The organism is Mucilaginibacter sp. P5_A6, from assembly GCF_056400585.1.
On sequence record NZ_JBFUKZ010000001.1, the window covers coordinates 142177 to 155520 of the forward strand.

Sequence of the window (13344 nt, forward strand, 5' to 3'; positions counted from 1 at the left end):
AAATCTCAACAACTATTTTGGAACTAATGCTACCCAAGTTTGATTCCGTATTCTCTATAGATTGCGTAATTTTTGGTTTTGAAGCCGGCGAACTTAAGATTTTATTAATCGAGCGAAACGAAGAGCCTTATAAAGACTGGTTTGCACTGCCCGGTTATATAGTTGAGCAGGATGAAAGTATTGATGATGCCGCAGAGCGGATCCTGTACGAGCTTACCGGCCTGCGCGATCTGCATATGCAGCAGTTTCATACCTTTGGTGAGGTGAACAGGCACCCGCAGGGCCGTGTGATTACGGTAGCCTACTATGCACTTATCCGTATTAACGGGCAAAAAGAGCTGCGACCGGTAACCCAATTTGCAAAAAAAGCCATTTGGCACCCGGTTAACGATCTGCCAAAACTGGCTTTTGACCATAGCGAGATCTTCAATACCGGATTTAACAAAATCCGCAGGAGGCTGCATTACCAGCCGATTGCTTTTGAACTGCTACCCGAAAAATTTACACTTACCCAATTGCAGTCGCTTTATGAGGCGGTGCTTAATAAAAAGCTGGATAAAAGAAATTTCCGCAAAAAAATGCTCAGTTATGGCTTTTTAAAAGAGCTGGACGAAAAACAAAAAGGCGTATCATACCGCGCCGCCAAACTGTACAAGTTTGATAAACGTAAATACGGCAAGATTTTTCAGGGGGAAATGAGTTTGGGGTAGAGAGAGCAAGGATTTTAGGATGAAAGACTTTTAGACAAAGGACTGTCGGACAAAAGACTTTCGGACAAAGGACGGTCAGACAAAGGATTTTCGGAAAAGGATTTTTTGGAACAAAAAGCAAAGATTTGAAATAAAGGCGAGTCGGATAATAAAAAATAAAGGGCTGGAAAGTTAATTTCCGGCCCTTCTTTTTATGTCTTTTGTCTGAAAGTCCTTTGTCTTTTGTCCAAAGAATCCTTAATCCAAAAATCCTTGTTCTTACAAAGAGCTTGGCGATAATTCCAGGTGGTATTTTACCAGGTTATCTATCGGCGAGCGGATGATGTTACCTACAACCATTCCGTTTTCGGTAACTACCTCTTCCAGTACGTTACGGAAATTGTAACCTACCGAGCCTATGCAGTTAAATGTATATTTTTGATAATTGGGGTAGTGTGCAACCAGGTTGCGGAAGAAATCCTCAAACGAGGTACGCACCAGGTTACGTGAGTATTCAATATGAACATTGTTATCATAAACAAACTTGCTGAAGCTGGCGCAAAAACGGTTTGCACGCGGTTGGGTATAAACCTGCTCGTTGATATCATCGGGCGTAAGTTTAAAGGTTTCCCAAAACAGGGCGCGAACAGGCTCGGGCATATAGCCGCGCAGGTAATCAACCAGTAATTTTTTCCCAATGTAGCATCCGCTGCCTTCGTCGCCCAGGATATAGGCGCCCGAATCGATATTTTGAACAACATCCTTACCATCATAGATACAGGTATTTGTACCGGTACCTAATATGGCTGCAAAGCCTTCGGTGTTACCTAAAAGGGCACGCGCTGCGGCAAGCAGATCGTGACCAATGTTCACCTTTGATTTGGTGAAAACCGCTTCCATAGCTTCCTTCACAACGTTACGCATATCGGGGGTTGAACAACCCGCACCGTAGTAATTAACTTCGGTTATTTCATCTTTTTCAAGATCGGTAGGCAAACTTTCGTTTAACGATTGTATGATGTACGCGGTGCTCGAAAAATAAGGATTATAACCTTCTGTGTTAAAATACACTTTTTTACCTTCTTCAGTAACCAGACACCAGTTTGTTTTAGTTGAGCCACCGTCAGCAATTATGATCATAAATTAAGTTTTATTAAAAAAATTGGTTAAAAGTATGATTAACTTATTGTAAAAAAAACACTTTGTAATCTAAAAGATAAAAATTGCCATTTTTACGCTAATAACACTGTCTTTTTGCACAAAATCTAACTTTAAGTATTCTTAACTATCATTGTTAACAATACGTTTTTTACAAAATCGAGGTATTATAATAAATGTAAAATGAACATATAATTAATAGTCAGGCCATTAAAGCGAGTTTTTCTGCAATTGTACGTAATGTTGGATAATTTAACAACATCTATTAATAATAGTTGTTTGCAATTATGCTAAAACAATTTAGTTTAAACAAATGATAGCGAATTTTTGGAGGGGATATGAACGGATTTAATAGCCGGAAAATGCTCTTTTAACCAACCCGCCATAAATTCCGAGCCGGGCTCTTCGCTGGCGATGTGTCCCAACACTATCAGCGATAAGTTATCACCTTTAGCCTGCGCGTCGCGTACATATTCGGCGGTTTCCCATTCCTGTATTTCGCCAACTATTAATACATCGGGCTTTACCTTGCTGGTCTCGCTTATCTGTCTTTTACCACCGGCGGCTCCCGGTAAAAATAATACCTTTTGGCAGCTTTGAGCCGGATTGCCAATGTACCTTACCATGCTGATGGATAATTTAGTTTTCAGGTATCCAATTAATGAACTTAAGGTAGTAGGGGGCAGCATCAGCACGTTACCCAGTTCCGCATTATAAAAAGGGCCCCAGTTTAATTGCTTTAGCAAACCTGCACCAACGCCATCTGGTTTAAGACTGTGGATATAATCGTGGTTGCGCCATACGGCTATGTTATGTTCTTTAAGCAGCTGGGCTTTGTATAGGTACACATCATCGTTAGCCAGCCAGTTGGTTTCATCGGCATGGTTATAAAAAGTAGGTTCATGAGCGATGATAAAATTGGCGTTTAAAGCAATGGCCTGTTTAATTACATCAATGGTGGCAAACATGGTGGTAATAATACCGGTAACCTTAATATCCCTGCTACCGCTTTTAAGCGTATCAACGGTTGAGGGGAATGGAGCGCCAGGAATCTGGGMTATAAATTTATCGATGATCTGCCCTGCGGTAACATCTTCCTTTACGTTAAAAAAATCGGCCGTATTGCCGGCAAGCGGCATTGTTAAAAATGCGGTAGCTGCTGCTACTCTGCTTAGGTTGAAAATAAATTTGCGCCGGTTATGGTCTTCATTCAGTGGAAAAAGATCTTTTGTTGAGTTCATAATGGTTGATTGGGTAGATCAAATATAAAAAATTAGGGGTTGGAAATGTTAACGGACCTGGATAACATTTAAGCATAATTAGAGAATATAGCTTTTATAGAATGGCAATTAGCTATCAGGTAAACATTTAACTTTTCTGAAAAATTTATGAAGTTTCGTGTCCTTTTTACATTTCATAGTTGCAACCTTTAGCAAAGTACAATATATTTGCCCCCTCATAAGGTAAGTGGTTCACACTTATTAATTGTGATAAGGTTTAGGTTTAAAGCCCCAAGCAGCGAGTGCGAGGGGCTTTTATTTTTTTACTGTTTTTAGGTTTGCCGGCATAGATAAGTAATTGCAAGTTGTTGTTTTTACTGATTTTTTAGATCTATTGGCTTTCTAATAAAAAAAATAGCATTCATCCAGAAAAACCTATAACCATTTATAACTAATTCCGTATTAGGTATAAATCACTAATTAACATGAATTTTTTTATTGCGTTTGGGGCCGTTCTGCTTTCGCTGGGTATTTTTTTGATAGTTGCGATACTATTCTTTAGTTTTTTGAAATATATTCAAAGGACTTATTACCCTAAATGGAAATTTCCAGATTATGTAAGCGTTGGATATGCCGAATACCTGTACAATAAATACGTTAAAAGGAAGCGCTCATAATCAAATTAAAAATTTGATTGATATTTAAGCATAATTTTGCATATTTGCACCGCGAAAATGCAATGGTTTCCTTAATGGTGCCATTATATTTAAAGTAAATGGTCCCATAGCTCAGCTGGATAGAGCAACAGATTTCTAATCTGTAGGTCTTAGGTTCGAATCCTAATGGGATCACCGAGGAATTATAGCCTTTCTAATTGATTTTTAGAAAGGCTTTTATAAACTGATATTTTGCCTGATTGCCGAGCTTGCCTGCAAATATTGCAAGTAAGACGTGTGAAGTAAACGAGCATAATATCAGGATCCAAACCGCTGACCCCGCTATTTAAAGATTTGTTGGAAGTCCTATTACCGGCTTTTGATCGATTAATGTTACCTATTCATCGATACTATTATAACGTATTCTATTTGAGTGTGTATGTTAGTGTCAATATAAGGAAGGCTTATGCTTCCAATTAATGAGCCTTATAGTAAAATCTCCGGGAGATAACTGTAAGAAGCTTTTCATTAAAACCAACATTGCTCCGATTTTAAACAAATATTAGTTATATACCCCATGGCTTTAGTTATATTCGCGACAATAATTTTATGCAGCTGTTTAGTGTGTTTAATAGCAGTGCGGTGTCTTCCCCGTGCAGATGATCCTGATTGATCATCTTTAAATTTATTTCCCTCTTTCCTGTAAAGCAGATAGTAACTGTAAATAGATAGTAAATTAATTAACTATTACCTTGCGCCAGCTCCAGCCTGAACAATAGATGGTACGCTTGCTGCGGGATCAAGAAAAGCGCTGTAAGGATAAGCCGGAACCCAATTTGAAATTGAAGATGTAATGTCATTAGTTCCGCTCTTTGCGTAAATATTGGTTGTAATACCGCTGAAACGACCTGCCGGATCGCCATCAAGATTTGTTGTAAGAGGTTTATTACAATTTAAGAAATATTCATTATCAGTTCTCACGGTACCACCAAATCTTGCTGCTATTGAATAACCTCCGTTATTTAAATGGTAATTGTTAAACATGTGTATAGTACCAAAAACTAATGTAGGCTCTCTTTCGCTTATATTATACCAAAAGTTATGATGCAGAGTTACATGTAACTGACCTGTATTAGTGGCTACGGCATTACTTGTTACAGATCCTATAAGAACTGACAAGTTAGTATCGTGAAATCTGCACCAGGATATAGTTACCCAATCAGCGCCTTCCGTAATACCGATATCTTTGCCCCAATAATCCCAGCCATGTTTACGATCAGTTGCAAAATCACAATGATCTATCCATATATGATGAGACTGGAACTTTATATAAAAACAGCATTCTGCTATGTAATTTTTCAGGGTTAGGTCCTGTAAAATAACGTTGTTTACAGTAAACAGAAATAAATTCATTCCTACCAATGTGCCACCTCTTTCGCCGATAATAGATGTATTGGAACCCACGTAAACAGGGTCAAATCCTGCACCTTTAATTGTGCCTTTAACGTAAACAATTTTTGGAGCCGAACCTGCAACAGCCGCTTTAAAAGCTGCAAAAGTTGTTACCGTTACAGATGGGCCGCCACTACCGCCTGTGGTTGTTCCGTTAACATCTGCATATCCTGCTAAACCATCATTTGTTCCGTTTGATTTACCCGCCAATGTATAAGTGTATTTTCTGCCATTGGTTAGGGGGTTTGTGTTGTCGGACGCAGAAAAAAATAAATCTTTTCCCCAATGACTAAAGCTTCCTCTTCCAATTTGACGGATATCATCGTGAAAAGTATGTGCCGGGCCTAATTCCACTCCGTTTTCAAAAAGCCTAAGGGTTGATCCTGTTGGTTCCTGACTTGAATCCCCTGCGAAGGGAATTTGCCCCGCTTTATAGCAATACCCGGTATCTAACCTTAAAGTAGATACATTAATGGCGTACGTTGCTACCGTAGCTAAAGAGGCAGTAGCATTTCCTGGTATGCTTAATTCATGGGTTGAGGTTTGGCTGTTGAACGGATTTATATTACCTACCTCATTTTTACTACAACTACCCAAACTAACAACTGCGCTTAATGCTAAGCAAAGTAAAATAGTTTTGATAATTGTTTTTTTCGTTTCCATATTTTTTTTAAAATAATGTACGTCAAAGGTATTTCCGTTAAAAAAATTACTGTCAAAAAAACAGTCGTTAATGGGGGATCAAAAATACTAATAGTTCAAAAACAACACCTATATAATTCGTAAAACCCTTTTAATTGTGAAGTTTGGGTGTAAAATAAGTGTGAAGGCCTATACGCTTTATGGCATAAATATGACAATTCTCGATTTCTCATCCATTCCTATCTATTTTATTATCAACTTGTTGAGTTTTAAAATGTTTTGATCCCCTAAATTTATATGCGAATTGGGTTCACGCTCGATCAAAAAAATCAACTCATGGCAGGTGTTTTCCGAGCCATATCCGGGATGTTTTTTTCCGCACCGGAAAGTGGCCGGACTATCGGCTATTATTCCACCTAACTCAAATATTACTGGCTAACAACTTGCACGCATGCTGACTGGAAAATGTCCTTCCCAATATTGATGACCCCGATTGGTAGTGCTTTAATTTCGGCCCCTTTGCCACCTAAAAATAAGTACCATGCTAATTGACCCTGCAATAAGGTTTATCCCCCTGTTCTGTTTGTTAAGCGGAATAGTCGTCCATTAACATACTCCCAACAGGTATTCATTGAGCATATAAGCTGCCCAATATTAATTTATTAGTTATAATTTTAAAATAAAATTAGGTAAGACTAATTATTTTTATTTGCTTTGTATTTTAAATTAAATAAGTCTTGCGAAGTAAAATGAAAATACTATACCTGTTTTTAATGTTATTTATACCTGCTGCCGTTATAGCCCAAAATGGGGCATTAAAGGGGAGGCTTGTAACCGGAAGCGAACCGCTTGCCTATGCTTCTGTAACACTTACAGGTACAACATTGGGCACAACAAGCGATGAAAAGGGTTATTACAATCTTAAAAACATTTCTCCCGGCAATTACGAAGTGTCATTTTCGGCAATAGGATACGTCCCCGAAAAGCTTAAGGTAGCCATCCATACCGGGCAGGCCACGGTTTTGAAAGTGAACCTGAAAGAAAGCAGTTCAAAACTGAACGAAGTGGTGATAACAGGGGTGTCCCGGGCTACAGAACTGCGGCGTAACCCTGTGCCAATAGCGGTAATGACCAAAAAAGAAATGAACGAAAACGTGAATAATAACATTATTGACGCCATAGTAAAAGGAGTGCCGGGTGTAAACGCGGTTACTACCGGGCCAAACATTTCTAAACCTTTTATTAGAGGCCTGGGCTATAACCGGGTACTTACTTTATATGATGGCATAAGGCAGGAGGGGCAGCAATGGGGAGATGAACATGGCATCGAGATTGACCAGTATGGCATTGGCCGCGCTGAAGTGATCAAAGGACCGGCCAGCCTAACCTATGGCTCTGACGCCATAGCCGGAGTAATTAACCTTATCCCCGCTATTCCCAATGGAGCTGATAGTGTGTTAAAAGGCGATTATGTGGCAGATTATCATACCAATAACGGTATGATAGGCACATCGCTGGGCTTAGCTTATAAAAAAAATGACTGGAAATATGCATTCAGGGCCACGGCCAAAACAGCACATGATTACCGTAATAAAATTGACGGCCTGGTTTACAATACCGGTTTCAGGGAGTATAATTTATCGGGCATGGTTAGGGTTGATAAAAAATGGGGGTACTGGCAAATGGCCGCTACATTATATGATAACCGGCAGGAGATTCCAGATGGCAGCCGCGATTCGCTTACCAGGCAATTTACCAGGCAGGTGAATGAAGTTGCTAATGACAATATTAAACAAAGACCTTTGGTAAGCAATGATGAATTAAACTCCTATTCCATTGCGCCGCTGCACCAGCGTATTCAGCATTACCGTGTTTATACCCATAACCAGGTAAAATTGGGCAATGGTAACCTGGATGTTTCGCTGGGTTTACAGCAAAGCATCCGCAGGGAATATAACCACCCCACTTTGGCGCAGCAGGCTGGTTTATATGTAGTGCTCAATACCCTTAATTACGACCTGAAATACAATTTGCCCACCTTTGGCGGTATAGAAAGTACAGTAGGTGTTAATGGTATGTACCAGGCCAACCGCAGCAAGGCGGGTACAGATTTTCCGATTCCTGATTATAACTTATTTGATGCCGGAACATTCTTTTTTGCCAGGAAAAGCTTTGGAAAGCTCGACCTTTCGGGAGGAATAAGGTATGATAACCGCCATATCAGTTGGAATGATTTTTATGTAGGCCCTAACCCCAAAAACGGTTTTGAACAACAGGTTAAATTACCCGATACTGCCGGCGCGCATTTACAATTCCCGGCGTTTAAGCATGTTTATAAAGGGTTTTCGGGCAGTTTGGGACTAACATATAACATCAGCGAGCGTTTATTGGTAAAAGCAAACATTGCCAGAGGTTACCGTGCACCAAACATTACCGAGATCGGTTCAAACGGGCTTGATCCGGGCGCGCATATTGTTTACCTGGGTAACCGCGGTTTCAGCCCTGAGTTTAGCCTGCAGGAAGATATCGGAATTATTTCTTATTTGAAAGATGTTGACCTGATTGCCGAGTTTTTTAACAACCAGATTGATAATTACATTTACCAGGCTAAGCTCACCGATGCCAACGGCAACCCGGTAGTGATTGTTGCAGGTAACAGCACTTATGAGTACCAGCAATCAAAAGCCAGGCTTTATGGTGCCGAATTTACCGTTAACCTGCATCCGCAACATATTAAATGGCTTGCGTTCAATAACAGCATGGCCTATGTTACCGGTATCAATCAAAATCAACAGCTGATAGATAAATCAAATGGCGCGGCAAAATACCTTCCTTTTATTCCGCCGCTGCATATCCGGTCGGAATTAAAGGTTACTTTACAACAGGCTTATGGCATGTTTTCAAAAATCTGGTTTAAAACCGAAGCCGATGCATATATGGCTCAAAACCGTTTCTACGCTTTGGACAATACAGAAACAGCCACACCCGGGTATACCCTTATTAATATTGGCGCAGGCACAACCATTAAAGGAAAATCAGAAAAAACTTTCTGCGAACTTTTTTTTCAGGTTGATAATTTGTTTGATACCGCTTATCAATCCAACCTCAACAGGTTAAAGTATTTTGAATATTACAGTGCATCGCCAAACGGACACCTGGGCATTTACAACATTGGCAGGAATATTAGCTTTAAAGCGATATTTCCGTTTTAAAGACGGGGGGTTATCAACCTTTAAAAATTCGGATTTTTAATTAACAGGCCTATATTTTACAATTAGTGTATCTTTATACTGATAAAGGCCAGTTAATTACTACAATGGAAAACTCCGATATCACAGATCCGCTATTTCGCCAGGCTGTAGAAGCTATTGACCGGGGCGATATAATTTCGTTGGAAGACCTGGTAACAAAAAACCTGCGGTTAATACATGATAGATTAAACTATCCCGACCCCGGATATTTTAAGGATCCGTACCTGCTGTGGTTTGTTGCCGATAACCCTATCCGCACGGGCAAATTAGCAGTTAATATTGTTGACATAACCAGGCTACTCATAGGGTTTGTAAAAAATAAGGCCGCGGATACCGCGCAGATGCAACTGGATTATACCCTGGGGCTTGTTGCAACCGGACGGATCCCTAAAGAATGCGGTGTACAAATTGAAATGATTGATGTGCTGATTGATGCGGGTGCAAAACCCGGCGGCGGTTTGGGCGCTTTGGCACACGGCAATATGGAAGCAGCAGCACACCTTATTAATCGGGGAGGTAAACTTACCTTGGCCGTAGCAATTGGCCTTGATAGGATGCCGGACGTTATAAACATGACAGCAACCGCAGGTAAGGAAGAGTTATTGCTGGCATTGGCTGTGGCCGGTTTTTATGGGAAACCCAACATGGTAGCCTATTTATTGAGTTTAGGGGCCGATCCAAACGGCTATCCTCAAAACAATGCCGGCTTTCATACACATGCTACGCCGCTGCACCAGGCTGTATATTCAGGATCGCTTGATGCGGTGAAACTATTGGTTGAGGCCGGCGCAAGGCTTGATTTAAAAGATACGGTTTACGAAGGAACGCCATTAGGCTGGGCAGAGTATATGGAAAAGGAAGAAAGCCCGGATGAACAGGTGAGACGGAACTTTAGAGCTATTGCCGAATATTTGAGGGGCATAAGTCCACCCGGGCCCTCCACGGAAAAGGGGATTTAAAATAAAAGTCTGTTCCCGTAGTTTGTGTATTCACCTACTACTTTTAGCCGAAAGGGATACTTTTTTAGAGGGATTATTTTTTCGTTGTGCCCTCCGCTTTTACCATTATCTTTATGGCATCCCATTAGCTGTATTTTTATGCCCCTACCTATAAAAAAAGTCATATTAAAAACACTCAAAATATTTGGCGTTACCCTGGTGAGCCTGTTAGCATTAATGTTTTTGCTGCCCTACCTTTTCCCGCAAACCATCACCAATAAAATAAAACAATGGGCTGGTGGCAGTATCAATGGCAAGCTCAATTTTTCGGGTACCAGCCTTTCGTTCTTTAAAAAATTCCCGGCGCTTACACTCACGCTGAATGATTTTTCGCTTAACGGCAGTGCGCCTTTTCAGGGTGATACGTTGGTGGCAGCTAAGGAGGTTTCACTGGCAATTGACCTATCGTCGGTGTTTAAAAGCAAAATCAATATCAACCGTATTTATTTAAGTAAAGCTACTATCAATATTGAGGTAGATAGTGCAGGGCATGCCAATTATAATGTGTACAAATCAAAAAACGCGCAGCCTGCCGCGGCGGCGGATACTGCAAGCGCCTCATTAGGTATTGAGCAGATATTGATAGAGAAAAGCCATTTAGTTTATAACGACAGATCGATACCGATGCTGGTTAATGCCAGCGATTTTAACTACAAAGGCAGCGGCGACTTAAGTAAAGATGTGTTTGACCTGTACACCCATACCGAAATTGGCTCGGTAGATTTTACTTACGCGGGGCAGCCTTACATCTTCCATAAAAAAGTAAATGCCGACCTGGTTACCAGTATTAATACAAAATCGTTTGCGTTTATATTTCAAAAAAATAACCTGATGATTAACCAGCTGCCTGTTGAGTTTAAAGGCCGGTTTGAATTTTTAAAAGATGGTTACGGCATGGATTTCAGGATTAAATCTGAGCAAAGCGACCTGAGCGATATTTTTACCGCGCTGCCTGCTCAATATGCCAAATGGATTGATGATACTGAGCTGAACGGAACCGGCAAAATAACCATGTCGCTTATTGGTAAATACATTGCCGCAACCAAAACTATGCCCGACCTGGATTTCAGCATGAAGGTGCGCAATGGTTATATTGCCAATAAAAACACACCCGAGCCGGTAAAAAATCTGTATCTCAACATGGATGCCAAAGTGCCCGGCTGTAATCCCGATAGCCTTAACCTGAATATTGATTCGGTATATTTCAATATCGGGAAAGATTATTTTGGTTCGGTGATTAAGGTAAAAGGTATCAAATCGCCAACTGTTTTTGCCAAGATCAATACCGAGATCGACCTGGAGAAATGGAACAAGGCCTTTGGTGTTAAAGCATTTGATGTAAGGGGCAGGTACTCCCTGCACATGATAGCCGATGGTAAATACGCTACCGGGATAAAAAAGACAGGCATAAGGCATCATATGGATACCGTAATAACCAGCATACCTAAATTTACACTGCACTCGGGTTTCAGGAATGGGTATTTTAAGTATTCCAAATTACCCGAAGCCATGAAAAACATTAGCTTTAACCTGGATGCCAATTGTCCCGATCATAACCCCGCGCATGCCACCATGGCCATGACCAACCTTAACATTAATGCACTAAATAACTATATAAAAGGCTATTTAAAATTGAGCAACACAGCAGGCGCTATCATTGACGCCAACCTGAAAGCGAAATTTAACCTGAGTGATATAAAGCAATTTTACCCTGTGGATAGTATCGACCTGCGTGGCAACCTTGATGCTGATGTGCAAACCAAAGGCAGGTATATTCCGGCCCGCAGGATCTTCCCGGTTACCAACGCGCAGATTGATCTGCATGGCGGATATATTCAAACCAAATACTACCCACACCCGCTGCAAAATATCGAGGTAAGCACAGCTATTAGTAACAACACCGGCTCATTAAAGGGATTGAAGGTGAATATCAAACCGGTATCGTTTACGTTTGAAGGCCAGCCCTTTATGCTGAAGGCTAACCTCAAAAACTTCGACGACCTGGATTACAGCATCAAATCGCAGGGCTCGCTGGATATCGGTAAAATTTACCGGGTGTTTGCCGTGAATGGTTACAATGTAAAAGGCCTTATCAGTACCAACCTATCCTTAAAAGGCAGGCAAAGCGACGCCACTGCCGGCCGGTATAATCAGCTGGCTAACTCGGGCACCATGAAGGTGAAGGATATTGCGCTTACGTCCGATTTGTTCCCTAAGCCGTTCCTGGTAAAAACAGGCCTGTTCAGCTTTAACCAGGATAAAATGAAGTTTGATAAGTTTACGGCCAACTACGGTAAATCGGTTATCGTGCTGGATGGTGCATTATCAAACGTGATAGATTATGCCCTTAAACCAAACTCACCCTTAAAAGGGGAGTTTAAACTTACAAGCGGCCTTATTATCGCCGATGATTTTATGGCCTTTGCCGGCGGCCCGTCAACGCCGAAAGCCGCTAAACCGGGTGTTATCCTGGTACCCGACAACCTCGATCTGAATTTTACTGCCGATGTAAAAAAGGTAAAATACAATGGCCTGGATATTAACGATGCCAAAGGGCAGATGAGCATCAGCAAAGGGCAGATTGTTTTAAAACAAACCGGTTTTACCTTGATAGGCGCCCCGGTAACCATGGATGCCACCTATGGCAGCATCAACCCGCAAAAAGCTTATTTTGATTACCATATTGATGCCAGGGAGTTTGATATAAAAAGGGCCTACCGCGAGGTAAAGCTATTTCATGATATGGCCACATCTGCAGCAAATGCCGAGGGTATTGTATCGCTTGATTATAAACTGAGCGGCAAACTCAACAGCGATATGAAACCGGTGTATCCGTCACTAAAAGGTGGGGGAGTACTATCGGTAAAAAAGGTTAAAGTAAAGGGTTTTAAACTGTTTGGCGCGGTAGGTAAACAAACCGGGCGCGATAGCCTGGGCGGCAAAAACGATGTAAGTAAAGTAGATATAAAAACCACTATTGCCAATAATATCATCACCATTGAGCGTACCAAAATGCGCATGGCCGGTTTCCGCCCGCGGTTTGAGGGGCAGGTAAGTTTTGATGGTAAGCTGAACCTGCAGTTTCGCCTTGGGCTGCCTCCGTTGGGTATATTTGGCATCCCCATGACCATTACCGGCACACAGGATAAGCCAATTGTTCACCTGGGCAAAGGGAAGAAGGAAGATGAATTGAAGGAGACGGAGGAATAGATGTGCAGATATGCAGATTTCAGATGTGCAGATTTTTGCAATGCCCTGTTCTTGCCCGCTTTGCAAGC

Annotated in this window: 8 protein-coding genes and 1 tRNA gene; 6 read left to right on the forward strand and 3 right to left on the reverse strand. The window is 41.2% G+C overall.

All coding sequences use genetic code 11. The annotated features are described in order from the left end of the window. Positions 1-17: 17 nt before the first annotated feature. Positions 18-710 carry an NUDIX hydrolase gene (locus AC1DO4_RS00680; protein ID WP_369829634.1) on the forward strand — a complete coding sequence of 231 codons (693 nt, stop codon included), beginning with the start codon at positions 18-20 and terminating at the stop codon, positions 708-710. A gap of 258 nt (positions 711-968) precedes the next feature. Here the strand turns inward: AC1DO4_RS00680 and AC1DO4_RS00685 are convergent, their stop codons facing one another. Together AC1DO4_RS00685 and AC1DO4_RS00690 are read right to left on the reverse strand one after the other, a co-directional pair. Then, positions 969-1829, reverse strand: a complete 861-nt coding sequence (locus AC1DO4_RS00685) for an N-acetylglucosamine kinase (protein WP_477411999.1) — start codon at positions 1827-1829, stop codon at positions 969-971. A gap of 323 nt (positions 1830-2152) precedes the next feature. After that, positions 2153-3088, reverse strand: coding sequence for a Nif3-like dinuclear metal center hexameric protein (locus AC1DO4_RS00690; RefSeq protein WP_477412001.1), 936 nt, complete (start codon positions 3086-3088; stop codon positions 2153-2155). Between the two features lie 464 nt (positions 3089-3552). Between AC1DO4_RS00690 and AC1DO4_RS00695 the strand changes: the two genes are divergently transcribed. Both AC1DO4_RS00695 and AC1DO4_RS00700 read left to right on the forward strand, forming a co-directional pair. After that, the gene (locus AC1DO4_RS00695; RefSeq protein WP_477412003.1) at positions 3553-3744 is read left to right on the forward strand and encodes a hypothetical protein; all 192 of its coding nucleotides are present in this window, start codon (positions 3553-3555) and stop codon (positions 3742-3744) included. A 100-nt stretch (positions 3745-3844) separates the two neighbouring features. After that, positions 3845-3918 (forward strand) — tRNA-Arg (locus AC1DO4_RS00700). A gap of 552 nt (positions 3919-4470) precedes the next feature. Here the strand turns inward: AC1DO4_RS00700 and AC1DO4_RS00705 are convergent. Further along, positions 4471-5838: a pectate lyase family protein gene (locus tag AC1DO4_RS00705; RefSeq protein WP_477412005.1), complete on the reverse strand. Its 1368-nt coding sequence runs from the start codon at positions 5836-5838 to the stop codon at positions 4471-4473. Between the two features lie 728 nt (positions 5839-6566). On the opposite strand from AC1DO4_RS00705, the gene AC1DO4_RS00710 reads away from it, so the two are divergent. The 3 genes from AC1DO4_RS00710 (at position 6567) to AC1DO4_RS00720 (ending at position 13276) form a co-directional block, all read left to right on the forward strand. Continuing rightward, on the forward strand, positions 6567-9029 hold the full coding sequence (locus AC1DO4_RS00710; protein WP_477412007.1) for a TonB-dependent receptor: 2463 nt from the start codon (positions 6567-6569) through the stop codon (positions 9027-9029). Between the two features lie 104 nt (positions 9030-9133). Beyond that, positions 9134-10027, forward strand: a complete 894-nt coding sequence (locus tag AC1DO4_RS00715) for an ankyrin repeat domain-containing protein (RefSeq protein WP_477412009.1) — start codon at positions 9134-9136, stop codon at positions 10025-10027. A gap of 138 nt (positions 10028-10165) precedes the next feature. Next, the gene (locus AC1DO4_RS00720; protein WP_477412011.1) at positions 10166-13276 is read left to right on the forward strand and encodes an AsmA family protein; all 3111 of its coding nucleotides are present in this window, start codon (positions 10166-10168) and stop codon (positions 13274-13276) included. The last annotated feature ends 68 nt before the right edge of the window (positions 13277-13344 follow it).